General features: G+C 73.9%; 18 protein-coding genes and 4 pseudogenes. 11 read left to right on the plus strand and 11 right to left on the minus strand.

Going from position 1 to position 24,858, the window contains the following annotated elements:
• The first annotated feature begins 7 nt into the window (after positions 1 to 7).
• Complete coding sequence (locus tag ACZ47G_RS26535; protein ID WP_465746718.1) at positions 8 to 2,281, plus strand: SpoIIE family protein phosphatase; 2,274 nt, start codon at positions 8 to 10, stop codon at positions 2,279 to 2,281.
• An 88-nt stretch (positions 2,282 to 2,369) separates the two neighbouring features.
• On the opposite strand, the gene ACZ47G_RS26540 is transcribed toward ACZ47G_RS26535, so the two are convergent.
• The 5 genes from ACZ47G_RS26540 to ACZ47G_RS26560 all read right to left on the minus strand — a co-directional run bounded on the left by ACZ47G_RS26540 (position 2,370) and on the right by ACZ47G_RS26560 (position 7,617).
• Positions 2,370 to 3,461: a DUF2637 domain-containing protein gene (locus ACZ47G_RS26540; protein WP_465746720.1), complete on the minus strand. Its 1,092-nt coding sequence runs from the start codon at positions 3,459 to 3,461 to the stop codon at positions 2,370 to 2,372.
• 230 nt (positions 3,462 to 3,691) lie between these two features.
• Entirely contained in the window at positions 3,692 to 4,687 is a 996-nt protein-coding gene (locus ACZ47G_RS26545) for a (2Fe-2S)-binding protein (RefSeq protein WP_465746722.1), read from the minus strand.
• 169 nt (positions 4,688 to 4,856) lie between these two features.
• Positions 4,857 to 5,618: a hypothetical protein gene (locus ACZ47G_RS26550; RefSeq protein WP_465746724.1), complete on the minus strand. Its 762-nt coding sequence runs from the start codon at positions 5,616 to 5,618 to the stop codon at positions 4,857 to 4,859.
• Between the two features lie 332 nt (positions 5,619 to 5,950).
• Complete coding sequence (locus ACZ47G_RS26555) at positions 5,951 to 6,811, minus strand: hypothetical protein (protein ID WP_465746726.1); 861 nt, start codon at positions 6,809 to 6,811, stop codon at positions 5,951 to 5,953.
• A 173-nt stretch (positions 6,812 to 6,984) separates the two neighbouring features.
• Positions 6,985 to 7,617 (minus strand): nucleotidyltransferase family protein, encoded by a 633-nt coding sequence (locus ACZ47G_RS26560; RefSeq protein WP_465746728.1) that lies wholly within the window; start codon positions 7,615 to 7,617, stop codon positions 6,985 to 6,987.
• A 142-nt stretch (positions 7,618 to 7,759) separates the two neighbouring features.
• On the opposite strand from ACZ47G_RS26560, the gene moaA reads away from it, so the two are divergent.
• The 3 genes from moaA (at position 7,760) to ACZ47G_RS26575 (ending at position 11,450) form a co-directional block, all read left to right on the plus strand.
• Complete coding sequence (gene moaA, locus ACZ47G_RS26565; RefSeq protein WP_465746730.1) at positions 7,760 to 8,755, plus strand: GTP 3',8-cyclase MoaA; 996 nt, start codon at positions 7,760 to 7,762, stop codon at positions 8,753 to 8,755.
• Positions 8,756 to 9,052: 297 nt separating this feature from the next.
• Positions 9,053 to 9,763, plus strand: a complete 711-nt coding sequence (locus ACZ47G_RS26570; RefSeq protein ID WP_465747033.1) for an HNH endonuclease family protein — start codon at positions 9,053 to 9,055, stop codon at positions 9,761 to 9,763.
• Positions 9,764 to 9,884: 121 nt separating this feature from the next.
• Entirely contained in the window at positions 9,885 to 11,450 is a 1,566-nt protein-coding gene (locus tag ACZ47G_RS26575) for an alpha/beta hydrolase (protein WP_465746732.1), read from the plus strand.
• A 174-nt stretch (positions 11,451 to 11,624) separates the two neighbouring features.
• On the opposite strand, the gene ACZ47G_RS26580 is transcribed toward ACZ47G_RS26575, so the two are convergent.
• Entirely contained in the window at positions 11,625 to 14,087 is a 2,463-nt protein-coding gene (locus ACZ47G_RS26580) for an ArnT family glycosyltransferase (RefSeq protein WP_465746734.1), read from the minus strand.
• Positions 14,088 to 14,271: 184 nt separating this feature from the next.
• Positions 14,272 to 15,393 carry an alpha/beta hydrolase gene (locus tag ACZ47G_RS26585; protein ID WP_465746736.1) on the minus strand — a complete coding sequence of 374 codons (1,122 nt, stop codon included), beginning with the start codon at positions 15,391 to 15,393 and terminating at the stop codon, positions 14,272 to 14,274.
• A 179-nt stretch (positions 15,394 to 15,572) separates the two neighbouring features.
• Between ACZ47G_RS26585 and ACZ47G_RS26590 the strand changes: the two genes are divergently transcribed.
• The 4 genes and pseudogenes from ACZ47G_RS26590 to ACZ47G_RS26605 all read left to right on the plus strand — a co-directional run bounded on the left by ACZ47G_RS26590 (position 15,573) and on the right by ACZ47G_RS26605 (position 19,168).
• The gene (locus ACZ47G_RS26590) at positions 15,573 to 16,469 is read left to right on the plus strand and encodes a hypothetical protein (protein ID WP_465746738.1); all 897 of its coding nucleotides are present in this window, start codon (positions 15,573 to 15,575) and stop codon (positions 16,467 to 16,469) included.
• 366 nt (positions 16,470 to 16,835) lie between these two features.
• Positions 16,836 to 17,273: pseudogene (locus ACZ47G_RS26595) on the plus strand (trypsin-like peptidase domain-containing protein); the annotation flags it as partial.
• A 204-nt stretch (positions 17,274 to 17,477) separates the two neighbouring features.
• Positions 17,478 to 18,203, plus strand: a pseudogene (locus ACZ47G_RS26600) (Ig domain-containing protein); the annotation flags it as partial.
• Between the two features lie 299 nt (positions 18,204 to 18,502).
• Positions 18,503 to 19,168 (plus strand): HAD family hydrolase, encoded by a 666-nt coding sequence (locus tag ACZ47G_RS26605; protein ID WP_465746740.1) that lies wholly within the window; start codon positions 18,503 to 18,505, stop codon positions 19,166 to 19,168.
• Here ACZ47G_RS26605 and ACZ47G_RS26610 read toward each other — a convergent pair.
• Positions 19,156 to 19,896 (minus strand): SDR family NAD(P)-dependent oxidoreductase, encoded by a 741-nt coding sequence (locus ACZ47G_RS26610; RefSeq protein ID WP_465746742.1) that lies wholly within the window; start codon positions 19,894 to 19,896, stop codon positions 19,156 to 19,158. The genes ACZ47G_RS26605 and ACZ47G_RS26610 overlap by 13 nt on opposite strands.
• A gap of 103 nt (positions 19,897 to 19,999) precedes the next feature.
• Here ACZ47G_RS26610 and ACZ47G_RS26615 point away from each other — a divergent pair, with 103 nt between their 5' ends.
• Positions 20,000 to 20,854, plus strand: a complete 855-nt coding sequence (locus ACZ47G_RS26615; protein ID WP_465746744.1) for a helix-turn-helix transcriptional regulator — start codon at positions 20,000 to 20,002, stop codon at positions 20,852 to 20,854.
• Between the two features lie 134 nt (positions 20,855 to 20,988).
• On the opposite strand, the gene ACZ47G_RS26620 is transcribed toward ACZ47G_RS26615, so the two are convergent.
• The 3 genes and pseudogenes from ACZ47G_RS26620 to ACZ47G_RS26630 form a co-directional block, all read right to left on the minus strand.
• Positions 20,989 to 21,213: a LysR substrate-binding domain-containing protein gene (locus tag ACZ47G_RS26620; RefSeq protein ID WP_465747035.1), complete on the minus strand. Its 225-nt coding sequence runs from the start codon at positions 21,211 to 21,213 to the stop codon at positions 20,989 to 20,991.
• A 457-nt stretch (positions 21,214 to 21,670) separates the two neighbouring features.
• Positions 21,671 to 21,718, minus strand: a pseudogene (locus tag ACZ47G_RS26625) (hypothetical protein); the annotation flags it as partial.
• Positions 21,719 to 21,765: 47 nt separating this feature from the next.
• On the minus strand, positions 21,766 to 22,986 hold the full coding sequence (locus ACZ47G_RS26630; RefSeq protein ID WP_465746746.1) for an RNA-guided endonuclease InsQ/TnpB family protein: 1,221 nt from the start codon (positions 22,984 to 22,986) through the stop codon (positions 21,766 to 21,768).
• A 154-nt stretch (positions 22,987 to 23,140) separates the two neighbouring features.
• On the opposite strand from ACZ47G_RS26630, the gene ACZ47G_RS26635 reads away from it, so the two are divergent.
• Together ACZ47G_RS26635 and ACZ47G_RS26640 are read left to right on the plus strand one after the other, a co-directional pair.
• Positions 23,141 to 23,836, plus strand: coding sequence for an SDR family oxidoreductase (locus tag ACZ47G_RS26635; protein ID WP_465746748.1), 696 nt, complete (start codon positions 23,141 to 23,143; stop codon positions 23,834 to 23,836).
• A gap of 175 nt (positions 23,837 to 24,011) precedes the next feature.
• Positions 24,012 to 24,778, plus strand: a pseudogene (locus ACZ47G_RS26640) (aminoglycoside phosphotransferase family protein).
• Positions 24,779 to 24,858: the final 80 nt, after the last annotated feature.

Consider the following 24,858-nt stretch of genomic DNA (forward strand, 5'->3'; position numbering starts at 1 on the left):
GAGCAGCATGCCCACTGAGCCCGAGTCGCCGGGGCCGGCGCTTCCTCCCGGCGCGTCCGCCGCAGAGGCGCACCAGCCGCACCAGTCGCAGCCAACGGCCCCGCGCCCGCCCGCGCAGGCCACCCGCCGCAACTCCGCGCGCACGCCCCCGGTGCTCGCCTCCGGCCGGCTGGCGCCCGTGCTGTCGGGCGGGCTGCCGCCCTCCTCCGCCGAATCCATGCCGGACTGGCTGGAGCCCGCGATGGCCGCCAACGGCATCGGCTCCTTCGACTGGGACATCCGCCGCGACGTCCTGGAGGGCGACCAGCGGGCCTGCGCGATCATCGGCCTGGACGCCGTCGAGCGGGACCGCTTCGACCGCACCGCCGCCTCCTTCCTGTCCCTGCTGCACCCCGAGGACGCGCCCGTGGTGCGCCGCCGGGTCGAGCGCGCGGTGGCCGAGCTGGGCCAGTGCGGCGCCTACTACCGCACCGTCGGGCCGAACGGGACGATGCGCGCGGTGCGCTTCCGCGGCCGGGTGCTCGCGGACGCCTTCGGCCGGGCCTCCCGGATGGTGGGCTTCGTCTGGGACGCCACCGTCGAGCTGCACAAGCGCGACCGCGCGGACCGGATGGCGCTGCTGCGCGAGGAGCGCTCCCGGTTCATCAAGGAGGCCGCGCGCGCCCTCTCCGAAGCGGTCACCGTCCGTGACGTGGCCCGGGTGTTCACCGAGCTGCCGCTGCCGGGGCTGCCGCCGGACGGCCTGGTGCTGGCCTCCTTCGAGGCCGGCCGGGCCCGGATCCTGGGCGCCTCCGGCTACCGCTCGCAGGCCCTCGCGGTCTGGGACCGCACCGTGCTGCCGGCCGGCCACCCGGCCGCCGAGGCGCTGAAGTACCGCGCCCCGGTCTTCATCTCCAACCGCGAGGACTTCCGCGACCGCCACCCCGACGTCTGGGAGCAGACCAGCCGCACCGGCCGCGGCTCCTGGGCGTACCTGCCGCTGGTGGCCAGCGGCCGGGCGATCGGCGTCTGCGTGGTCAGCTTCGACGACGAGCGCGAGCTGGACGCGGACGAGCGCACCCTGCTGTCCACCCTGGGCGGGCTGGTGGCCCAGTCGCTGGCCCGGGCCCGGCTGCACGACGCCGAGCACGAGCTGGCGGCCGGCCTGCAGCGGGTGATGCTGCCGCGCACCGTCCCCTCCGTGCCGGGGGTGACCACCGCGGTGCGCTACCTCGCGGCCGGCTCCGGCCTGCAGATCGGCGGCGACTGGTACGACGTGGTGCCGCTGCCCGGCGGGCACGTCGGCCTGGTGATCGGCGACGTCCAGGGGCACGACGTGCACGCCGCCGGGATCATGGGCCAGCTGCGGATCGCGCTGCGCGCCTACGCCGCCGAGGGCCACCCGCCCGCCGCGGTGATGGCCCGGGCCTCCCGCTTCCTCGCCGACCTGGACACCGACCACTTCGCGACCTGCACCTACGCCGAGGTCAACGTGGACTACGGCGTGGTCTACGCGGTCCGGGCCGGCCACCTGGACCCGATGGTGCGCCGGGCGGACGGCACCGCCGCCGTGCTGCCGGTGGCCGGCGGGCTGCCGCTGGGCATCGACCCGGACCAGGAGTACCGGGTGACCAGGTTCAGCCTGGACCCGGGCGAGACGGTGCTGCTGTGCACCGACGGCCTGGTCGAGGCGCGCGGCATGGACCTGGACGAGGGCATCGGCCGGCTCGCCCGCGTCCTGGCCCGTCCGCTGCCGGTCGCCGACCAGGCGGCCCGCGACCCGCTGGAGGAACTGGCCGACCGGATCGCCTCGCAGGCCGCCGACTCCAACGAGCGCGAGGACGACATAGCGCTGCTGCTGCTCCGCTGGGACGGCCCGGAGGGCGGCCTGGCCGCCCAGCAGCTGCGCCGCCGGATCGGCCAGGCGGACCTCGCCCGGGTCGCCGAGGTGCGGGCCGAACTGCGCGACGCGCTGCGCCGCTGGGGCGTCGCCGAGTTCATCGACACCGCCGAACTGCTCTCCTCCGAGCTGGTCACCAACGCGATCCGGCACACCGACCGGGACGCCATGTTCACCGCCCGGCTCTACCGGGAGTCGGCCTCGGACGGCGGCCGGGCCCGGCTGCGGGTCGAGGTGGAAGACGAGTCGGACCTCTGGCCGACCCGCCGGACGCCGGGGGAGCAGGCCTCCTCCGGGCGCGGGCTGATGCTGGTCGAGGCGCTGGCGGACGCCTGGGGCGTGGAGCCGCGCGGGTCCGGCAAACGGATGTGGTTCGAGCTCAGCGGGACGAGCGCGGCCTGACCGCCCCCGGGGTCACCCCGCAGGGCCTGTCTTCAAACCCCCGGCGTCGCCCCGCAGACGGGAGTTTGAAGACAGGCCCTGGGACGGGTCAGCCGAACTGCTGCTCCAGGTCCTTCAGTTTGCGCTCCAGCGAGTCCAGCCGGGGCAGCGTAACGGTGTCCTCGTCGACGGTGAGATCGATGGTGCGCCGTTCCGGACGGGCCGGCAGGCCCGGCTGGACGACCGTGCCCTCGACCTCACCGACCTCGCGGGCGCCGGCCTCGACCTCGCGCGCGCCCGCCTCGGGAGAGCCCGCGGGCCCGACCTCCCGGGCGCCCGCCGGCCGCTCCGCCCCGGGCCCGCCGGCTATCGCGGGCTCCGAGCCGGCCGACTCCAACTGCCGTGCGGAGCCGCCGCGTCCGCGCCAGCCGCTGCCGCGGTTGATCGCCCGGATCTCGGCCCGCTCCCGGCGCCCGGCCAGCTTGCGGCGCTCCTTCTCCAGCGTGCGCTCCCGCTTGTCGTCGCGGACCTCGTCCACCGCCTCGTCCAGGCTGCGCACGCCCTCCAGCAGCATCAGCGACCAGGCCGCGTAGGTCTCGCGCGGGGCGCGCAGCCAGCGGACGATCCGGATCTGCGGCAACGGGCGTGGTACCAGGCCCTGTTCGCGCAGTGCGGCCCGGCGGGTCTGCTTGAGCGCGCGGTCGAAGAGGATCGCGGCGGACAGCGACATGCCGGAGAAGAACTGCGGGGCGCCGGCGTGGCCGAAGCCGCGTGGGGCGTGCACCCAGTTGAACCAGGCCGAGGCGCCGGCGAAGAGCCAGACCAGCAGCCGGGAGCCGAGCGCCGCGTCGCCGTGGCTGGCCTCGCGGACGGCGAGCACCGAGCAGAACATCGCGGCGCCGTCGAGCCCGAACGGGACGAGGTACTCCCAGCCGCCGGACAGGCCGAGGTTCTGCACGCCGAAGCCGACCAGGCCGTGGAAGGAGAGTGCGGCCGCGACCCCGGCGCAGCAGAACAGCAGCGTGTAGGAGGCCGCGCCGTACAGGGATTCCTTGTTGCGGCGCCGTTCCTCGGAACGCTCCCAGGAATCCGCGCCGGCGGCGGATCCCCGGCTTCGGGCCAGGGCCACCAGGAGCGCGCTGACCAGCAGCCCCGCTACCCCGGTGACGGCCCAGCCGAGCGGTATGTCGGACAATTTCATTGCCGGAACCAGCCTCGCTTTCTGCGTCGCGTCCCTGCGCCGCCCACTGCGTTCCAGCAGCGCGGCGGGGACCATCATGACGGATGCTCGGCGGGGGAATGACTGATTCGCTGTCAATGCGCTGGGGAGAGGGATTTCTGACCTGCCACCAATCGCATTGTCATATGAATTCGATGCGGTGCATTCCCGGAATCACGGGCTTTTCGAATCCGTAATCGGACGTGTATTCGTCAACGTCGCGTGACGCGGGGGCAGCCGCCGCACATCTCCCCCGGTTCGGCGGTGTAGACGAGGCAACAGCTGGCTCGGGCCCGGTCCGTATCCGAAGCACCGGTGCGGCCGGGCGCCGGGGGCGCGAAACCGGCGCCCGGGGTGAAGGGGGCCGGGGCGGGAGCGGGCCCCGGCCTCGCGCCGGGCGTGCGCGCGGCCCGCCCCCCGGGTGCCGACGGCGCGGGCGGCGGCGGCACGGACGGCGCGCCCGGCGCGGACGGCGCGCCCGGCGCGCTCGGCGGCCCGGGTGCCAGCAGTGCGGACAGTTCGGTGCGCGCCCGCTCCGGCTCCCCGAGCAGTCCGCCCGCGTGGCAGAGCCCCTCCACGACCGCGTCGGTGGCCATCGCCCACAGCACCCGGGGCCCGCGCCGCGCCTCCGGCCCGAAGGCGGCCAGCACCGGTGCGAGGAACTCTCCCAGCGCGCACCGCAGTTCGGCCGCCAGCGCGTTCTCGTCCGGCGCCGTACGGGCCCCCGGTGAGCCGGCCATCGGGTCGTCCGGCAGGCAGACGAAGGCCTCCGGGAGCACCGTCAACTCGATCGAGCCGGGGCCGCGCCGCACCGAGACCCCGCCGGGGCCGAGCAGCGGGACGCGCCGCTCCAGGAACCAGGGCAGGGTGAACAGCAGCGAGACCGGCCAGACGAAGCGGTGCAGTCCGAAGCCGGCCGCCACGTCCGGGCGCAGCGGCCGCCCGTAGCGGGCGAGGCCCTGGCGGGCGTCGTGGGCGACCAGTTCGCGCACCGCCGCCGGGTCGGTGGTGAGGTCGGCGACCGGCAGCCAGCCGTCGCCGCTGCGGGGCGGGGCGCAGTGCACGCTCAGGATCGGGGTCAGCGCGGTCAGCCGGTGGTACGAGGGAGCGCAGGGGGTGGGGGCGTCCGGCGCGTGGGCGTGGTCGTGCGCCTCGGTGGTGCGGGGGGCGCACGGCGCTGGGCCGGGCCGGGTGCTGCTCGCGGTCATGGGCGGGCCCCATCGGGTCGACCGGGGCCGCGTGCGGACCGTCCGGCGGGCCCGGCCGGGGCGTGGGGCCGCCGGGCCGGGGCCTGCCGGACCGGGGCACGGCGGTGCCCGGGGGACAGCAAGGCGACCTGTCCGGGGTACTGCTCACCCCGGACAGGTAAGGCTCACCTTAGCTGATTGTCCCCCTGGTCTCGCGGGTGATGCGCCCGTCCGGGGGAGGCCCCGGCGCGCGCCCCAGCTGGCGTGCGAGCCAGACCGGCACCCCGCCCAGGGCGTGCACCAGCCGGGCGGCCTCGGCGCGCAGCCGCGCCGCCTCGGCGGGTTCGGACACCTCGGCGAGCGCCGCGAGCGCCGGCGCCACCCCCACCGTGAAGCCGAGTTGCTCGCGCAGCCGCAGTGAGGCGTCGAAGCCCTCCCGGGCGTTGCCGGGGTCCCCCCGGGAGAGCGCCAGCGCGGCCAGGTGGCGCCAGGTGTAGGAGCGCAGCAGTTCGTCCCCGCGTTCCCCGGCGCCCTCGTGCGCCCGGCGGTAGGCGATCCAGGCGGCGCCGCGGTCGCGCAGCAGGTTCTCGGCCACCAGTCCGCGCCGGAAGTCCAGCAGTGGGCGGCCCGGTGCGTCCGGCGGCAGCAGGGCCGAGGTGCGGCCGAGTGCGGCCTGGGCCTCGTCCAGCCGGTCGCGCGCGCCGAGCACGCTGGCCAGGTAGGCGAGGAAGCCGCGGGCGCAGGCGGCGGCGGCGCGCTGTTCGGTGCCCTCCGCCAGGGCCTCGGCCAGTCGGAGCGCCTGTTCCGCCTGGGTCCACTGGGCGGCGGTGAACAGGCACTGTTCGATGAGGAGTTCGGCCCGTGCGAGGGCCACGGGCGGGTCGTGTTCGGCGGCCGGGCGCAGCAGTTCGGCGGCCTCCTGCCAGCACGCCCGGGACCGCAGTCGCCACACGGTGTCGCCCGGTTCCCCCGTTGCCGCTCGCCCCCGCCCCTCCGGGCCGCTCGGGCTCCATCCGTGCTCTGACAACGCCACCTCCTTGTGTGCGCCATCCAGCAGGACGCGGACCTGCCCCTGGTGCCCTGTCGTCCGCGACCGTCCGCTGCGGAACAGCTGCGCTGTGGCAGCGAAACGGCAGCACAACGGCAGCACAACGGCATGGCGACGGCAGGGCGAAAGGCCCACGCTGTGGCGGCAATTCAACACGGGGGTGAGCTTGTGCACCAGATCACGAGCGGAGGTTGTTGCTTTTCCCAAGGAGATGATCTAGAGGAGCCCGTCGGTGCTCAGGAGGTCCAGCCGGTCTCCATCAGGGCCTCCGCGGCGCCGTTGGCGGGCTGCGGCACCCCGGCGAGGTCCAGGCTGAACAGGGCCACCAGCAGTTGCTCGCCGCGCACGGTGGCCTGGTGGGAGTAGCCGGCCAGGGTGAACATGGCGGCGGCCATCTCCTCGGCGTGCAGGGTCTGCAGCCACAGGCACTCGACGGACTTCACGTCGGCGGGCTCGGTCCAGGTGTCCACCTGGGCGACCATCCGGCTGCCCAACAGGGTGACCCCCTCACGCTCCTGGGCCTCGGTCAGCTCCAGGTCGTCGAAGCCCAGCCACTCCAGGTAGCGGGCGGCGGTGAACACCGCGTCCTGGGAGGTGCGCACCGGGTGCGGCCGGAACGGGGTGCGGTGGCGGAACGGGCGGGAGCGGCCCGCCGGGCCGCCGGGCGCCGCGGGTGGCGTGGGCACCGGGGCGTTCATCGGATGGGCCGGGTACGGGCGGGCGGCCTGCGGGCCGGGGGCGGCGAGCGGACCGGCGGTACCGCCGCTCAGCCGGGTGGTGCGGTCCACCGGGAGCCGGACGGTGGCGCCGCAGTTGCAGGTGAACTCGGGCTGCGGCCACTGGTCGGAGCGCCCGCAGTGCGGGCAGCGCATGCTCAGCCAGGAGTCCTCCCAGGACCGGAACCGCACCTGCACCGGGACCCCGCCGCGCAGCAGCGGCACCTTCAGCGAGGCGCCGCACGGGCAGGGCAGCGACGGCGGCTCGTACAGGTGCTCGCGGCGGCAGGCGGGGCAGCGGATCGCCCGGGCGGCACCGCCCGCCCCCGGCCCTGGCCGCGCGGGGTCGTGTCCGGTGAAGTCGTCGGGCAGTCCTGCCATCGCGGGCTCCGTCCGTCGGGGTGGGGTGGGTGGGTGCTTCCCATGCTCCCCGAAACCTCCGGTCCTGGGCGCGGAATGGGGCAATCCTCAGGGATGGATCAGGGGCCGGTGACCGGGCAGGCTGAGGCCGGACCCTTCGCGGGGAGGATGCGCGGTCGGCGTACGGACGGCGGTCAGCCGGCCGACCAGCGTGCCAGGTCGGCGGGGGTGTCCAGGTCGTCCGGGACGGCGATGTCCGCGCACTCGACCAGGAGGAGCTCCGCGGCGTGCGCCGCCAGCAGGGTGCGGGCCCCGGCGTCGCCGGTGGCGCCCCCGGCGGCCTCGGCGAAGTGCCGGGCGCCGATCAGCACCGGGTGCCCGCGCCGCCCGCCGTACGCCGCCGCGGCCAGCTCGGCGCCGCCCCGGTGCGCGGCCAGCAGCCGGGCCACCGCGGCCGGGGTGACGCCCGGGGTGTCCACCAGCATCACCAGCACCGCCGGGGCGCCCGGCGGCAGCGCGGCCAGCCCGGCCCGCAGCGAGGAGCCCATGCCCTGCGCCCAGTCCGGGTTGGCGACCAGCCGGCAGCCCGGCAGGTGCGCGGTGGAGCGCACCCGCTCGCGGTCCGCGCCCAGCACCACGGTGACGTCCGGGCAGCCGCCGGCCCGTACGGTGGCCACCGCGTGCTCCACCAGCGGCCGCCCCGCGTACCGGAGCAGCGCCTTCGGCCGCCCGCCCAGTCGCCGTCCGCCCCCGGCGGCGAGCACCAGGGCGGGGACGGCGGAGGGTGCGGCTGCCAGGGCGGGGGCCGGGCCGTGCGGGGTCTGCATGGGGCCCAGCCTGCCCGGTTCGGGGGCGGTCGCGCAGCGGGTCGGCGGTTGTACGAATCCACAAGGCGAAGGCGCAGGTCGTGGGTGCTCCCCGGCGGTTCGGCCGCTGGTCCCGCGGCGCGCTTGCCCCTGTACTGGGGCGATGAACACCGCACCGCGCCCGCTGGTGGACCGCTTCGGACGGGTCCACACCGATCTGCGGGTCTCCCTGACCGATCGCTGCAACCTGCGCTGCACGTACTGCATGCCGGCGGAGGGGCTGGACTGGCTGCCCCGGGCGGACACGCTCGACGACGACGAGGTGGTCCGGCTGGTGCGGGTCGCGGTGGAGCGGCTGGGGATGCGCTCGGTGCGGCTGACCGGCGGGGAGCCGCTGCTGCGCCGGGGCCTGGTGGGCCTGGTGGGGCGGCTGGCCGCGCTCGGCGTGGAACTGTCGCTGACCACCAACGGCATCGGCCTGGCGCGGACCGCGGCCGGCCTGCGGGAGGCCGGGCTGGGCCGGGTGAACGTCAGCCTGGACACCCTGCGCGCCGACCGGTTCGCCGCGCTCACCCGGCGGGACCGGATCACCGACGTGTTCGCCGGCCTGGCGGCGGCGAAGGCGGCCGGGCTGGATCCGGTGAAGGTCAACGCGGTGCCGGTGCGCGGCGTGAACGAGGACGAGATACCGGAGTTGGCGTCCTTCGCCGTCGAGCACGGCTACCGGATGCGCTTCATCGAGTCCATGCCGCTGGACGCGCAGGGGAGTTGGGACCGCGCCGCGATGGTGACGGCCGAGGAGGTGCTGGCCCGGCTGGGCGAGCGCTTCGAGCTGGTGCCGGTGGGGCGCAGCGGCAACGCCCCCGCGGAGGAGTGGCGGATCGCCGGGACGGACACGGTGATCGGCGTGATCGCCTCCGTCACCCGGCCGTTCTGCGGCGGCTGTGACAGGGTCCGGCTGACGGCCGACGGGCAGTTGCGCAACTGCCTGTTCGCCACCGAGGAGTCGGACCTGCGCGCCCTGCTGCGCGGCGGCGCGGACGATGCGCGGATCGAGGCGGCCTGGCGGGACTCGGTGGCGGGCAAGGGGCCCGGACACGCCATCGGCAGCGCGGAGTTCGTGCGGCCGGAGCGGCCGATGTCGGCGATCGGCGGCTGAGCGGCTGAGCGGCGGGGCGCCGGGGCGCGGCGGCGCGGACGGGTGGGCGGCGGCTGAGTGCCGGGGCGCGGACGGGCGGATGGGCGGATGGGCGGATGGGCGCCGATGAGGTCGACTCGGGTTCGGGCGAACCGGTCTGGCGGAGTGTGAGCTTCGACATGCTCCTTGGCCTTCCCGTGGCGTCGGCTTGACCTCCTCTTGGGTCGGCTAGTCTGCTGGTTTGCCGTCAACCCGCCCTGACCTGGGGAGTTCTCCGTGCCCGCCCGCCGTACCTGGCTGTCCGCCGCCACCGTCTTCCTGATATGCGTGCTCGCCCTGGTCGGCTGGCTGGTCGAAGGCCGCGACCACTCGTCGACCGGCGGCTCCGCCGCGGGGATCGGCACCAGCCCGCTGGAGAACCCGGACGGCACCAAGCCCGGCCTGGCGCCGCTGACCACCCCCGAGGAGCAGAAGGCCGGCCGGGACCTCATCGCCGAGGTCGCCACCGCCCGGACCGGCCCCAAGGACGGCTACGACCGCAACGAGTTCGGCCCGGCCTGGACGGACAGCGTCGAGGGCGTTCCGTTCGGCGGCAACAAGTGCGACACCCGCAACGACCTGCTCGCCCGGGACGGCAGCGGCGTCGAGCGCAAGGACGGCTCGGACTGCGTGGTCACCGCGATGACCATCCGCGACCCGTACACCGGCAAGACCGTCCGGTGGACCAAGCAGCAGGCCTCGAAGATCCAGATCGATCATGTGATGCCGCTGTCGTACGACTGGCAGATGGGCGCCGCCCGGTGGGACAAGGCCAAGCGGGTCCGGATCGCCAACGACCCGCTCAACCTGATCCCCGCCGACGGCTCGCAGAACGGCTCCAAGGGCGACTCCGGGCCGGCCGACTGGCTGCCCGCCAGCACCGAGATCCGCTGCTCGTACGCGGTGCGCTTCGCCCAGGTCTCGCTGAAGTACCAGCTGCCGGTCACCGAGGCCGACAAGAAGGCGATGCTCCAGCAGTGCGGCGGCTGAGGAAACGATCCTCCCCGCCGGACACCCCCTCGGTCGTGCGGCCGCGCCAAGGACGCGGCAGGACGGGGAGGGCGAGGTGACCCGACCGCACGCCGGATGGTATTCGTGGGCGGTGCCCCCGATGACCCGCCGCCTGCCGCGGCGCGCCCTGACCGCCCTCGCGGCCCTGCTGCTCGCCCTGCCCGTCGGCTGCTCCGGCCCGGGCGCGACGCACCCCGTGGGCGCACCGACGAGCCGCCCGCCGCTCGCCGAACGGGTCTCCGCCGGCGCCTCCCCGGCCCTGCGGGCCTACTACGACCAGCGGCTCGAGTGGACACCCTGCGACGGCGCGGCCGACCCGGACACCGACCAGGACGAGACGGCCCCCCAGTGCGCCACCCTCAAGGCCCCGCTGGACTACGCCGACCCCGGCGGCCGCAGCATCGACGTCCCGGTCGCCAAGGTCCCCGCCACCGACCCCGCGCACCGGATCGGCCCCCTGCTGATCAACCCCGGCGGGCCCGGCATCTCCGGCGTCAGCATGGCCCGGCGCTGGCAGGGCAGCCCGCTGAACGAGCGCTTCGACCTGGTCGGCCTCGACCCGCGCGCCGCCGGCGGCACCCTCCCCGTCCACTGCCTGGACGACCGCACCCGCGAACAGTGGACCAGCACCGACGATCCGGCCTACGACCACGGCCGGATCCTCGCCGACGCCTGCGAGGCCAAGTACGCCGACGTGCTGCCCCACCTCGGCACCCGCGACACCGCCCGCGACCTGGACGTGCTGCGCAGCGCCCTCGGAGAACGCAAGCTCGACTTCTTCGGCCTCTCCTACGGCACCTACCTCGGAGCCCTCTACGCCGAGGAGTTCCCCGACCGCACCGGCCGGCTCGTCCTCGACGGCGCCGTCGAACGCAGCACCGACCTGATGCACCTCAACGGCGAGCAGGCCGTCGCCACCGAAGCCGCCTTCCGCGCCTTCGCCGCCGGCTGCGCCACCGAGGACGACGGCTGCCCGCTCGGCAGCGACCCGGCCGCCGCCCCCGAACGGCTCGCCACCTTCCTCGACGGCCTCAAGGACCACCCGCTGCCCGCCCGCGACGGACGCACCGTCACCGCCGCCCTCGCCTGGACCGGCGTCACCGACTCGCTCGCCGACGGCCGCCGCAACTGGCCCCGGCTGCGCGCCGCCCTCGACCCGGCCCTCGACCGCGGCGAGGGCGACGAACTGCTCAAGCTCGCCGACGCAACCACCGGCCGCGACGAGGACGGCCACTACGACAGCGCCGCGGACGCCTACGCGGCCATCCACTGCGCGGACGCCCCGCTCGCCCCCACCGACACCGACCTGCGCGCGGCTCTCGCCGACCTCGCCGCCCGGGCCCCGCTGATCAGCCGGCACGACACCCGGGTCACCCTGCTCGACCCGGACTGCCGCCCCTGGCCGTACCGCTCCACCGAGCGGCCGCACACCGTCACGGCCCCCGGCAGCGCCCCGATCCTGGTGATCGGTGGGACGGAGGACCCGGTCACCCCCTACCCGTGGGCCCAGCGGATGGCCGCCGGACTGCAGCACGGCGTGCTGCTCACCCGCGACGGCGACGGGCACATGTCCTGGGACCGCAGCGGGTGCGTGCGCGACGCCGTCCTCGCGTTCCTGGTGGACGGCGCGCTGCCGGCCGCGGGGACGCACTGCGCCTCGGACTGAGCCGGGCCGAGCGGGGCCGGGTGGGGAACGCGAGAGGGGGCGTGCCGCGCGAACGCGGCACGCCCCCTGGGGAGTTCGGGCTCCCGGCCGGGGTTCCGGGAGCCCGGGTCACGGGACGACGGCTCCGGGGTCAGGACTCCGTCGTTCAGGACTCCGTCGTTCAGGACTTCGGGGTCAGGACTCCGGGGCCGTCAGGTCGTAGAAGGTGGCGCCGCCGACCGTCTTGGCCGTGAAGTGGCCGGTCACCCAGGCCTCGATCTGGGCCGCCTCGGTCTCCTGACCGCCCTCGCCGCCCTCGCCGTTCGCGCCGCCCCCGCCGAAGCCGCGGTGCGAGCCGCCGCCGATGAACCAGTGCACCTTGCCCTCCTGGACGTACTTCTGGAAGCCCGCCAGGCTGAGCGAGGGGTCCGTGCCGTTGAAGCCGCCCAGGGCCATCACCGGCTTGCCGGTGGCGAGTTGGTAGCTCGCGGCGTTCTGCGAACCGGTGGTGGCGGCCGCCCAGGTGTACTGGCCGGCATCCTGCGAGAGCAGCGCCGCCGCCTCGGAGCTCACCTTGGTGCCGCCGAGTAGGCCGCCCATGCCGCCGAAGCCGCCCGCACCGCTCTCCGGGCCCTGGCCGCCGGGGAAGCCGGGGAAGCCGGGCGCGCCGGTGGCGCCGCCGGAGCCGGTGGAGCCGCCCGCGCCGCGCTCGTGGCGGCCGCCGGGGGCGGTGCCGCCGGAGCCCCGGCCGGAGCCGTCGGCGAAGCCGCCCGGACGGTGCGAGCCCTGGCCGTTCTGACCGCCGCCGAAGCCGCCCTGACCACCCTGGCCGTTCTGGCCGCCCTGACCGCCGCCGAAGCCGCCCGGGAAGCCCTGGCCGTTCTGACCGCCGCCCTGACCGCCGCCGGGGAACATCCGGCCGTTGCCGGCCGCGCCCTTGCCGCCCTTGCGGCCGAAGGACCCCGGCCCGAAGCCCGCGCCCTTCACCGACGGCCCGGCCGTGATGATCGAGCCGTTGTGCGCGGTGCCCACGGTGTCCACCGCGTACGCGGCCGGCCCGCCCAGCGCCGCCGCCAGGCCCACCAGGCCCGCCACCGAGGCGATCCGCGCCCCGGTCCGCCCGGAGACCTTGCCGGCGAACTGCCCGGCGACCAGCGCGGCCGCCGCCGCCAGCCCGCCGATCAGCACCGCCCAGCGCAGCCAGGGCAGGAAGCCGGAGCTGCGCCCGAGCAGGACGAACGCCCACCCGGCGGTCACCGCCAGCACGCCCGCCAGCACCAGCGCGTACGGCAGCCGGTGCCGCGCCCGCCACAGCCCGTCCACACCCATGCCGACCAGCGCCGCGACGGCCGGGGCCAGCGCCACCGTGTAGTACTGGTGGAAGATCCCGGACATGAAGCTGAAGATCAGCGCGGTGGAGATCAGCCAGCCGCCCCAGACCAGGAAGGCCGCGCGGGCGGTGTCCGGACGGGAGTAGCGGCGGGTCGCCCACAGGCCGACCACGAGCAGGATCAGCGCGGCCGGCAGCAGCCAGGCGATCTGCCCGCCGATGTCGCTGCCGAACAGCCGGGTGATGCCGGTCTGGCCCCAGCCGCGGTTGTGCCCGGCGCCGGCCGGCAGGTCCAGCCCGGCCGGCATCCGGCCGCCGCCTCCCACGCTGCCGCGCTCGTTGCCGTCGACCCGGCCCAGGCCGTTGTAGCCGAAGGTCAGCGACAGGAAGTCGTTGTCCTGCGAGCCGCCGACGTACGGGCGGGCCGAGGCGGGCAGCAGCTCCACGATCGCCACCCACCAGCCGCCGGAGACCAGCAGGGCCACGCCCGCGAGCAGGGTCTGCCGCAGCCGCCGCCAGAAGCCGGTGGGCGCCACGACCAGGTAGATCACCGCGAAGGCCGGCAGGATCAGGAACGCCGCCAGCGTCTTGGCGAGGAAGGCGAAGCCGAACATCGCGCCGGTGAACAGCAGCCACCGGGTGCTCGCCGTCTCGACCGCCCGCACCATGCCGTACGCGGACAGGGTGAGCAGCAGCACCAGCAGCGCGTCCGGGTTGTTGAAGCGGAACATCAGCGCCGCGACCGGGGTGAGCGCCAGCGCCGCGCCGGCCAGCAGGCCGCCGAGCGGGGAGAAGCGGCGGCGCACCGTCGCGTACAGCACGCCCACGGTGGCGGCGCCCATCAGCGCCTGCGGGGCCAGGATCGACCAGGAGGAGAGGCCGAACAGCCGCACCGACAGCGCCATCGGCCACAGCGACGCCGGGGGCTTGTCCACGGTGATGAAGTTGCCGGCGTCGGAGGAGCCGAAGAAGAAGGCCTTCCAGCTCTGGCTGCCGGCCTGGACGGCCGCCGAGTAGAAGGCGTTCGCCCACCCGGAGGCGCCCAGGCCCCACAGGTAGAGCACGACGGTGGCGGCCAGCAGCGCCAGCAGGCCGGGGCGGACCCAGCGCGGGTCGTCCGCGCGCCCGCGCCAGGCGCGGGCCGGCAGGGTGCGCAGCCGTCCGGACCAGGAGGCCGGGCCCTTGGGGCCGACGGGAGGCAGGGGCTGCTCGGGGAAGAGCGGCGCCGGGTCCGGCCGGGCCGCGTCCGGCCGCACCTCCGGCGGCGGGTAGTTCGCGGCCTCGGGCCACGGATCGCCGGCCGGAGGGGAGTAGCTGCTCGTGGTCATGCGCCATACCGTGCGTGGCGTGGCTGAGAGAACCGTGAGATACGGCTATGAGACGGGTGTGATGTGCCCGGTTCACCCCTCCGGCGACGGGTTCAGCCGGTTCTCATCCGGCGTCCGGCGTCTCGGGGTCCGGCGTCTCGGGACCCGGGTCCCGAGACACCGGCGTCCGGCCGGGCCTCGGGGATCAGGTGGCGGCCGGCATGGTGATGTGCTTGCCCAGCCACTCCAGGGCCGGGGGGATCTCCCGGGTCCAGGTGTGGAAGTTGTGGCCCGCGGTGTCCAGGGTGATCGTGGACATCTTGGTGGGGGCCTTGAAGGCGGCGACCATCGCCTTGGTCTCGTCGTAGTTGTTCTCGTCGTACGCGGTGGTCAGCAGCAGCGAGACCGGGGCGGCCGGCTGGTTCTTCAGCCGCCACAGCAGGTCGTTCTCCTGCTTGAGCTTGTCGTCGCCGCCGAAGAGGTCGCCGGTGGTCGGATCGTGGGCCGCGCTGTAGTAGCCGGAGAGGGCGACCGCCGCCGGGTAGGAGTCGGGCTTGCGCAGGGCGAACTTGAGCGCGCAGTAGCCGCCGGTGGAGTTGCCGATCACGGCCCGGTTCGCCGGGTCGGTGCCGATCCGGTAGGTGGTGGCGAGGGCCTTGGGCAGGTCGGTGGTGAAGAAGGTCTCGACCTGGGGGCCGTTCGGCACGTCGACGCACTCGGTGTCCCGGTTGTCGACCAGGGTGGGCCGGGTCATCACCAGGATGGTCGGCGGCAGCTTCTTCTGCTCGATGGCGTCCAGGGTCGACGCCGGGTACTGCATCAGCGAGATCAGCTTCTCCGGGGTGCCCGGGTAGCCGGTGAGCACGACGGCCATCGGGAAGCGCTGCTTGGCGTAGTCCGGCTGGAAGTACTGCGGCGGGAGGTAGACGTACGCCTCGGTGCTCAGACCGGTGCCGGCTCCTTTGACGTCGACCTTCTGGATCTGCCCGGACCGGTCCGGCTCCGAGCCCTGCGACGAGTAGAACCTCTGCTCGCCGGTGACGGTCACGCCGGAGGCGTTGGGCTGGTGGTCGACCACCGTGCCGAGGCCGCCGCTGGTGCCGAGCAGGTCGGTCCAGGAGCTGTAGAAGCCGAAGTAGCTGTTGGCGATCAGGCCCATGGCCGCCAGCACCGCCAGCTGGGTGGCCAGGAAGGCGCCGATCCGGCCCACCCAGGACTTCCAGCCCTTGCCGCCGAACTTCGGCCAGAACCACATGGTGGCGGCGAAGACGACGATCGCGATGACCGAGGTGATGATCTGCAGGGGGAGTCCGGTGAGACTGAGCACGGGCCCGATCGTAGTTGACCCCGACGGGCGGCCCGGGACGGCCCCTTCGGTGATCGGATTCGGTGATCGGATTCAAACCGGTTGACCGGGCGGTCCATGATCGGCATCATCTCGCTCCGCATGTGCACGGGGTGTGCGCACGGTGTCAGTTGGGTGGGGTTGTGAAGTTCTCGGGGTCCATGGGTAGGTCCGGTCTGGCCGTCGGCGCGGCGCTGTTGCTCGCGGCGTGCTCGGGCGGGGGCGGCGGTGCGGCTGCGCCGAGTGCGGCGCCGTCCGCCGCGGCGACGCCGTTCGGCACGTCGCTCGACCAGGCGCTCGCGCCGGTCGGCACCGGGCTGGGCAAGGTGTCCGAAGCCAAGGACATGGGTGAACTCGACCGGGCGCTCGGGGCGGTCGAGTCCGGCACCGATCGTGCCGTCCGTGACCTGAACACCGCCACGGCGCCCGCCGGGGCCGCGGCCGGGCGCACTGACCTGGTGAACGCGCTGACCGCGCTCTCCGCCGACGCGACGGCGGTCCGCGCGGACGTCAAGGCCAAGAAGCTCTGCGCGCTGGCCGCCGGCCGGGGGCGGCTCGGTGCGGGGCAGGGGATGACGGGTGTCACGGCGGCCCTCGGCAAGCTGAAGGAGGCCGGGTTCCCGGTCACGGCCACCGTTCCGCAGCTGCCGGCGCTGCCGGTCCAGCCGCGGACCCTGAAGAACGGAGCCCTGGTCCGCGACGGAGGAAAGAACGGCAAGGGCACGCTCGAGGTCACCAACGACTTCACGGCGGACGCGGTCTTCACGCTCGCCCTCAACGGCACCTCGGTGACCTCGGTCTACGCGGCGAAGGGGCAGCAGGCCACCGTCACCGGTATCGCGGATGGTTCGTACGACCTCTACTACACCACCGGGGTGGACTGGGATCCCGACGGGCGACAGTTCACGCAGAACTGCGACTTCGTCAAGTTCCAGGACAAGGAGGTGTTCGCGCCGGAGGACGGCGGGACGCTCTGGAAGGTCACCATCCGGCCGCGGGAGGGCGGCGGCAACGCCAAGGGTGATGAGCAGACGGTGAACTCCGTCCCCCAGCCGTAGCGTTCGCCGCCACCGCCCGTAACGGGCATACCAGGACGGGTTGTTGCCATTCGGTGGCACAACCCGTCCCGTGCAGTGGCGAGTTGTGCGGGAACTGTTGACCGCTTGAAGTGACCATGGCACTTTCGTGCGGGCGCGGGCCTCGGCGACCAGCCGGGCAGTCCGCGATCCCCCACAAGGAGAGCCATGTTCAAGAGACTTGTCGCGATGGCCGGCACGAGCGCCGTCGTCGCGAGCGGGCTGGTCCTCGCCGCCGCCCCCGCACACGCCGTCCAGGCCGCCGACCTGACGTCGACCATCGCCCTGGACGACTGCTCCGCCTCGCTGGTCCGGTTCCCCGCCTCGGCGGCCGGCGACCGGGCCATGATGCTCACCAACGGGCACTGCCTGCCGTCCATGCCCCCGTACGGCCAGGTGATCCAGAACGTCAGCGCCAGCCGCAGCGGCACCCTGCTGGACGGCGCCGGCAACACCCTCGGCACCGTTCAGGCCGACAAGGTGATCTACGCGACGATGACCGGCACCGACGTCGCCCTCTACGAACTCACCGACACCTACGCCTCGATCACCTCCAAGTACGGCGCCACCGCCCTCACGGTCAACGACACCCACCCGACCGACGGCGCCTCGATGTACATCCCGTCGTCGTACTGGAAGCAGGTCTGGAACTGCTCCGTCAACGGGTTCGTGCCCACCCTGCGCGAGGACCAGTGGAGCTGGCACGACTCGCTGCGCTACAGCTCCGGCTGCAACACCACCCACGGCACCTCCGGCTCGCCGATCATCGACTCCGCGAGCGGGCGGATCGTCGGCATCAACAACACCGGTAACGACGACGGTGAGATGTGCACCCTCAACAACCCCTGCGAGGTCGCCGCCGACGGCTCCACCAAGGCCTTCAAGGGCCAGAGTTACGGCGAGGAGACCTACTGGTTCACCACCTGCCTGAACTCCGCCCGCGCCATCGACCTCAACGTGCCCGGCTGCCTGCTCACCAAGCCGGCCGGCGCCTCCGTCTCGCTGAGCAGCCCCGGTGACCAGTCCACCGCGGTCGGCGGCGCGGTCAACCTGCAGCTCAACGCCTCCGGCGGCACCGCCCCGCTGTCCTACGCCGCGAGCGGCCTGCCCGCCGGACTGTCGATCAACTCCTCGACCGGCCTGATCTCCGGCACCGCCACCACGGCCGGCAGCTCCACCGTCACCGTCACGGTGAAGGACTCGGCCGGCAAGTCGGCCACCACCAGCTTCGGTTGGACGGTCGCCGGTGGTGGCGGCGGCAGCTGCACCCCGGCCCAGCTGCTCGGCAACGCGGGCTTCGAGACCGGTACGGCCTCGCCGTGGACGGCTTCGAGCGGCGTGGTGGACAACAGCTCGTCCGAGCCGGCCCACGGTGGCAGCTGGAAGGCGTACCTGAACGGGTACGGCAGCACCCACACCGACACGCTGTCGCAGACGGTGACCATCCCGGCGGGCTGCAAGGCGACGCTGAGCTTCTGGCTGCACATCGACACCGCCGAGTCGGGCTCGACGGCGTACGACAAGCTGGCGGTGACGGTGAACGGCACCGCGCTGAAGACCTACTCCAACGCGGACGCGGCGGCCGGCTACCAGCAGCGGACCTTCGACCTCTCGGCCTACGCGGGCCAGAGCGTCACCGTGAAGTTCACCGGCACCGAGGACTCCTCGCTGCAGACGAGCTTCGTGATCGACGACACCTCGATCCAGACCGGCTGACACCCGGTCGGTGGGGGCCCGGTGGCTTCGGCCGCCGGGCCCCTTCGGTCGCTCACGTTTCGCGACCTGCACCAGGAGACGTTCAAGGGCATCGAGACCCTGGCCTCGGCCTTCGAGTCGCTGACACGCGACCGGAAGCTCTCCTCCGAGTTCACCGGCGACATCCTCACACCGCTCCAGGGATCGAACTGGCGGGGGCGACGCGGCCGAGCGGGCCGCCACCACCATTCCCCGAGTCGGCGGCGAACTTCCCGTCGCCGGGGCCCTGACCGTTCCCGACCCGCCCCTATGCTGATCGGATGACCGACCCGATAGACCTGGTGATATTCGACTGCGACGGCGTCCTGGTGGACAGCGAGGTGATCGCCGTCCGCGTCCTGGTGCGGCTGGGGGAGGAGTTCGGCTGGCCGCTCACCGAGGCCGAGGCGATCGAGCGGTTCGTCGGACGGTCCGAGGCGGCCAACCACGCGATGGTCGCCGAGCGGCTGGGGGAGGAGGCCGCGACGCTGTTCGACAAGCGCTTCCGTGAGCTGCACGCCGAGGCGGTGGACGCCGGGCTGACGCCGGTGGACGGCCTGCCGGCGGCACTGGACGCGCTGGCGGTGCTCGGGCTGCCGACCTGCGTGGCGTCCAGCGGCACCCACGAGAAGATGCGGCACACCCTGGGCCGGACCGGCCTGTACGGGCGCTTCGAGGGCCGGATCTTCAGCGCCACCGAGGTCGGGCGCGGCAAGCCCGCGCCCGACCTGTTCCTGCACGCCGCCCGGAGCATGGGCGTCGACCCGGCCCGCTGCCTCGTGGTCGAGGACAGCGGGCCCGGCGTGACGGCCGCCCGCGCCGCCGGGATGCGGGCGCTCGGCTACGCGGGCGGCGTCACGGCGGCGGAGCGGCTGGCCGGGCCGGGCACGGTCGTCTTCGACGACATGCGGGAGCTGCCCGGCCTGATCACGGCCTACCAGGGGTAGTTGCCGCCGTCGGGGTGGAAGAACCGGCCGGTCGGTCCGGCCAGGGCTTCGCCCAGCTGTCGGGCGATCCGGCGGCCGCCCTCCTCGACGGTGGACGGGCCGGACCGGCCGTTGATGTCGGTGGCGCAGTAGCCCGGCTCCAGTGCGCTGACCTTGATGCCCTCGGCGCGCAGGGTGCGGGCGTAGACCAGGGTGACGGCGTTCAGCGCGGCCTTGGAGGTGTTGTAGCCGAGCAGCGCCGCGAACTCCCCGACCGGGGTGTCCGGGTCGGCGAGGACGGAGGAGCTGCCGAGGCCGCTGGAGACGTTGCCGATCAGGCCGGCCGGGGACTTGCGCAGCAGCGGCAGCATCGCGTTGATGACGGTGACGGCGCCGAACACATTGGTCTCGTAGGTCGCGCGCAGGTCGTCCAGGGGCAGTTGCTCCGGGGTGAGGCCCAAGTCCCGGGTGATGCCCGCGTTGTTGACCAGGGTGTCGAGCCGGCCGTGCTCGGCGGCGATCCGTTCGGCCGCGGCGGCGACGGTCGCCGGGTCGGTGACGTCCAGGCGGACGGCGTGGGCGTCCAGGCCCTGTTCGGCCAGTCCGGCGGTGGCCGCCGCGCCGCGCTCGGGGTCGCGGGAGCCGATCAGTACGGTGTGCCCGGCGCGGGCGAGTTCGCCGGCGGTGGCGAGGCCGATGCCCTTGTTGGCGCCGGTGATCAGGACGATGCGGTGGTCGTTGTCGTTCATGGGCACCACCCTGGCCGGGCGGCGCCGGGCCCGGGAGAGCCCTGTCGATGGTGGTATCGGCGGTCCCATGGTCCGGACCGGGCGGGCAGGTCAGACTGGGGGCGTGGAACACGTGGACCGGGCGGAGCTGGCCGCCTTCCTGCGGCGCTGGCGCGCCCGCATCCAGCCCTCCGACGTCGGCCTGCCGGCCGGCGGCCGACGCCGTACCCCGGGCCTGCGCCGCCAGGAGGTCGCGCAGCTCGCCGGCATGTCGGTGGAGTACTACATCCGGCTCGAACAGGGCCGGGGCCCGCGGCCGTCCCGGCAGATGGTCGGGGCGATCAGCCGGGCGCTGCGCCTGTCCGACGACGAGACCGCCCATCTGCACCACCTGGTCGGCGAGGCGCCGCTGCCGCCGACCGTGCTGCCCCGCGACGTACGGCCCGGCGTCCTGCACCTGCTCGACCGGCTGGACGACACCCCGGCCATGGTGTGCAGCGCCGCCCGCGACATCCTCGCCTGGAACGCCATGGCCGCCGCCCTGCTCGGCGACTTCTCCGCCCTGCCGCCCGGCGAGCGCAACTTCGTCTGGCGCTTCTTCACCGACCCGTCCGCCCGCGCCCTCTACGAGCCCGCCGACCAGGCCGGCTTCGGCCGCCGGGCGGTCGCCGACCTGCGCTCCGCCTCCGCCCGCTACCCCGCCGACAGCGGGGTGCGCCGGCTGGTCGACCGACTGCTCGCCACCAGCGCGGAGTTCCGCGAACTGTGGGCGCGCCAGGACGTCGAGATGCGCCGCTCGACGACCAAGCGCCTGGTCCACCCGGTGGTCGGCCGGCTCGACCTCGACTGCGAGGCGCTTTACGACCCGCACCGCGACCAGTGGACGACCTTCTACACCGCCGTCCCCGGCACGCCCTCGCACTCGGCGCTGCGACTGCTCAAGGTGGTGGGGAGTCAGGACCTCGCGGTGCGGGGGTGAGCGGGGCCGCCGGGCGCGGCGGGCATGGCGGGCGCTGTGGGCGCGGTGGGCGGCGGGCATGGCGGGCGCGGTGGGCGGGCCTGACGGAAGGCCCTGGCCCGGCTGCCCGACTGCCCGGCTGCCCGACTGCCCGGCTACTCGGCGACCCGGCCGCGCAGCACGGGGACGGCGAGGTCGAGGAAGTCCCGTACGGGGCCCGGTCGGTCGCCGCCCTCCGGGACGGCCAGGCAGGTTTCGACGGGTGGGAAGTCGGTGACCGGCAGGTAGACCAGGTCGGGACGGGAGTAGGAGCCCGCGATGCTCACCGGCACGAGGGCGACGCCCCGTCCGGCGGCGATCAGCTCGAACTTCTCGTCCAGGGTGTAGGTCCGCCGGGCCCGGGCGGGCGTCGAGGATCGGCTCGCCGTCGAGGTCGGCCGTGGTGAGGCTGCTCCGGCCGGCCAGCGGGTGCGTCACGGGCAGACACGCGACCTTGGCCTCCCGGCCGATCGGGATCGTACGCAGCCCGGTGTCGTCGAAGGGGTGCCGCAGGTAGCCGACGTGTGCGCGGCCGTCGCGCAGCGGCGCGTCCCGCTCCCAGCAGCGTGGCGGGAGCACGTCGATGCCGATCACGGGGTGGAGTGCCGTGAACGCCCGGATCGCCTCCGACACGTGCAGGCCGGGGGAGAAGGCGACCACGAGCAGCTGTTCGCCCCGCGCGGCCTCCCGTACGCGGGACAGGGCGGTGCCGACGGTGGCGGTGATCCGTGCCGCCTCCTCGTACAACTTCCGTCCGGCGGAGGTCAGTTCGACGCTACGGGTGGTCCGGGTGAACAGGGTGCAGCCGAGTTCCCGCTCGAACGCCCGGATCTGCCGGCTGAGCACCGGCTGGGCGTTGACTTCCTCCCCCGCGTGAACGCGGGGGATTCCCCTCAGCCTCGCGGCTGAGCCGCTGCGCCCGTGCGCTGCGGTGGGACGACTTCCTGCTTCATCGACGACCGCCCGCCCGGAGTTCTCCGTTGAGGTCTTACACCGTCTCCACAGGCTGCAACCGCCAGCCCGGCGGCCAGGATGTTCTTCGCCGCGTTGACGTCCCGGTCATGGGTCGTCCCGCAGCCGCACGTCCATACACGGACGTCGAGCGGCATCCTGCCCCGCAGGACGCCGCAGTGGGAGCACAACCTGGAGGAGGGGAACCAGCGGTCCACGACCACCAGCTCCCGCCCGTACCAGGCGCTCTTGTACTCCAGCATGGACCGCAGTTCGGCCCAGGCTGCATCGGAGACGGCGCGGGCGAGCCCGCGGTTCCCCAGCATGTTGCGGACCGACAGGTCCTCGATCACGACCGTTTGGTTATCACGGACGAGTCGAGTGGTGAGCTTGTGCAGGAAGTCCCTGCGCCGGTCGGCGATCCGCGTGTATGCCCGGCCGACCTTGAGCCGGGCCTTGGCGCGGTTGTTGGAGCCCTTGGCCTTGCGGGCAAGCTCCCGCTGGGCCCTGGCCAGGCGCTCACGGTCCTTGCGCTCGTGCTTCGGGTTGGCGACCTTCTCCCCGGTGGAGAGAGTCACCAGGCTGGTGACACCGGCGTCGATCCCCACCGCCGCGTTCACGGGTACGGTCGTCACAGGCCGGTCGTCGCACAGCATCGAGACGAACCAGCGCCCGGCCGCGTCCTGGCTGACGGTCACCGTGGACGGCTGCGCCCCCTCGGGCAGCGGGCGCGAGAACACGATGTCCAGCGGATCGGTCATCTTCGCCAGCGTCAGCCGGCCGTCCCGGAACCGGAAGGCGGACGACGTGTACTCGGCGGACCTGCGGGACTTCTTCCGGCTCTTGAACGTCGGGTACTTGGCCCGCTTGTTCCAGAAGTTGGCGAAAGCACCCTGCAAGTGCCGCAGGGTCTGCTGCAATGGGACCGAAGACACCTCGCAGAGGTAGGCCAGTTCCTCGGTCTTCTTCCACGCCGTCAGCATCGCCGAGGTGGTGTTGTAGTTGACCCGTTCCTGGCGCAGCGTCCACGCCTGCGTACGGGCCTGCAGCGCCATGTTGTAGACCTTCCGCACGCACCCGAACGTGCGCGACAGCTCAGCCGCCTGCGCATCCGTCGGGTAGAAGCGGAACTTGAACGCCCGCTTCACGTGAGTGGTCGTCACGGGCCACAAGTTAGCACACAAATTTGTTATCACCTGCGGGAGTTGACGGTCAACGGCGGTCCGCCTCGACGGCGAAACACCGCACTCCGACCTGCTCCGCAGGGGTTCCGTTTCCTCCCCCGGCTGAAGCCGGGGGTATCCACGGAGGTATCAGATGACCGACGTTCGTCACACCGCCCTGATCATCGGCGCCTCCCGGACCTTGGGCCTCGGGCTCGCCGCCGAGCTGCTCCGCCGCGACTGGGACGTCATCGGCACCGTCCGTGGCACCCGGCGCACCGGCCTGCACGACCTGGCGGACGCCGCCGGCGGGCGGCTGACCGTCGAGTCCCTGGAGATGACCGACCCCGGGCAGATCGCCGCCCTGCGCGACCGGTTGCACGGCCGCACCCTCGACCTGCTCTTCGTCAACGCCGCCATCACCCGCGGCGACCTCCCGATCGGCGAGGTCCCGACGGACATGTTCACCGAGGTCATGGTGACCAACGCGCTCAGCCCGATGCGCGTCGTGGAGGTGCTCGGCCCGCTGGTCGCGCCGACCGGGACCATCGGCGTCATGTCCTCCGACCAGGGCAGCATCTCGCTGAACGACGACGGCGGCCAGGACCTCTACCGGGCCAGCAAGTCCGCGCTGAACCAGCTGATGCGCTGCTACGCGGCCCGCCAGGCGGACGGCGCGCGGACGCTGCTGTTGATGGACCCGGGCTGGGTGCGCACCGAACTCGGCGGGTTCGAGGCCGAACTGAGCGTGGAGGAGAGCGTTCCCGGGGTGGCGGAGACGATCGAGCGGCACCGGGGGAAGCCCGGCCTGCACTTCGTGGACCACCTGGGGCAGGTCGTGCCCTGGTAATCGGATTGCAGGGCCGCCGTGGTCGCTGGCAGGGTCGGGCGCCATGGCTCGGAAGATGCACGCGGACGAACTGGACATCGACGGGACGCTGGTCCGGCGGATGGTCGCCGATCAGTTCCCGCAATGGGTCGGCCTGCCCGTCGAGTTGGTGGATTCGGCGGGCACGAGCAACGCGATGTACCGGCTGGGCGCCGACCTGGTGGTACGGATCCCGCGCATCCCGGGGGCGGCCGAGGACATCACCAAGGAACACGCCTGGCTGAGCCGGCTGGCGCCCGAACTCCCGGTCGCCGTGCCGGTGCGGGTGAGCCGGTGGACGGCTGCCCGTGGCGGTGGTCGGTGCTGCGGTGGCTGGACGGGGCCAACCCGGTGGCCGGTGCTTCTGGTCGACCTGGCCTGCTGGCCGCCGACTTGGCGTCCTTCGTGACCGCGCTGCACCGGGTGGAGCCTTCGGGCGGCCCGGCGTCCTACCGCAGCGAGCCGCTGGCGGCACGGGACGGTGCGGTCCGGCGGGCGATCGCGGCGTTGGCGGGTGTGGTGGACGTGGCGGCCGTCACCGCCTTGTGGGAGCGGGGGCTCGATGCGCCCGAGCACTCCGGCCCGCCGGTCTGGATCCACGCCGACCTCCAGCCCGGCAACCTGCTGGTCGACGGTGCGGGCCGGTTGAGCGCCGTCATCGACTTCGGCTGCGCGGGCCTCGGCGACCCGGCCGTGGACCTGCTGCCCGCCTGGTACGTGCTCCCCGCCGTCGCGCGCGACGCCTTCCGGACGGCCGTCGGCGCCGACGACGCGGCCTGGGAACGGGGGACGGGCTGGGCGCTGTCCGTCGCGCTGATGGAACTGGACTACTACCGCGAGACCAACCGGCGGATGGCGGACACCGCTCGCCACGTGATCGGCGAACTGCTCGCCGACCGACGCCCCGGACCGGACGCCCCGTAGCGCGGGGCGGTCGGTGGCGCGGGCGGTCGGTGGCGCGGGCGGTCGATGGCGCGGATGGTCGGTGGCGTGGGCGTGGCCGG

The organism is Kitasatospora sp. NPDC030952, from assembly GCF_055571335.1.

What these genes read in the sequence shown, in the direction of transcription:
- ACZ47G_RS26635 (WP_465746748.1), top strand. Translation starts at nt 23,141, where the DNA reads ATGACCGACGTTCGTCACACCGCCCTGATCATCGGCGCCTCCCGGACC.
- ACZ47G_RS26535 (WP_465746718.1), top strand. Translation starts at nt 8, where the DNA reads ATGCCCACTGAGCCCGAGTCGCCGGGGCCGGCGCTTCCTCCCGGCGCG.
- ACZ47G_RS26580 (WP_465746734.1), bottom strand. Translation starts at nt 14,087, where the DNA reads ATGACCACGAGCAGCTACTCCCCTCCGGCCGGCGATCCGTGGCCCGAG.
- ACZ47G_RS26575 (WP_465746732.1), top strand. Translation starts at nt 9,885, where the DNA reads ATGACCCGCCGCCTGCCGCGGCGCGCCCTGACCGCCCTCGCGGCCCTG.
- ACZ47G_RS26590 (WP_465746738.1), top strand. Translation starts at nt 15,573, where the DNA reads ATGGGTAGGTCCGGTCTGGCCGTCGGCGCGGCGCTGTTGCTCGCGGCG.
- ACZ47G_RS26560 (WP_465746728.1), bottom strand. Translation starts at nt 7,617, where the DNA reads ATGCAGACCCCGCACGGCCCGGCCCCCGCCCTGGCAGCCGCACCCTCC.
- ACZ47G_RS26605 (WP_465746740.1), top strand. Translation starts at nt 18,503, where the DNA reads ATGACCGACCCGATAGACCTGGTGATATTCGACTGCGACGGCGTCCTG.
- ACZ47G_RS26610 (WP_465746742.1), bottom strand. Translation starts at nt 19,896, where the DNA reads ATGAACGACAACGACCACCGCATCGTCCTGATCACCGGCGCCAACAAG.
- ACZ47G_RS26545 (WP_465746722.1), bottom strand. Translation starts at nt 4,687, where the DNA reads ATGACCGCGAGCAGCACCCGGCCCGGCCCAGCGCCGTGCGCCCCCCGC.
- ACZ47G_RS26540 (WP_465746720.1), bottom strand. Translation starts at nt 3,461, where the DNA reads ATGAAATTGTCCGACATACCGCTCGGCTGGGCCGTCACCGGGGTAGCG.
- ACZ47G_RS26555 (WP_465746726.1), bottom strand. Translation starts at nt 6,811, where the DNA reads ATGGCAGGACTGCCCGACGACTTCACCGGACACGACCCCGCGCGGCCA.
- moaA (WP_465746730.1), top strand. Translation starts at nt 7,760, where the DNA reads ATGAACACCGCACCGCGCCCGCTGGTGGACCGCTTCGGACGGGTCCAC.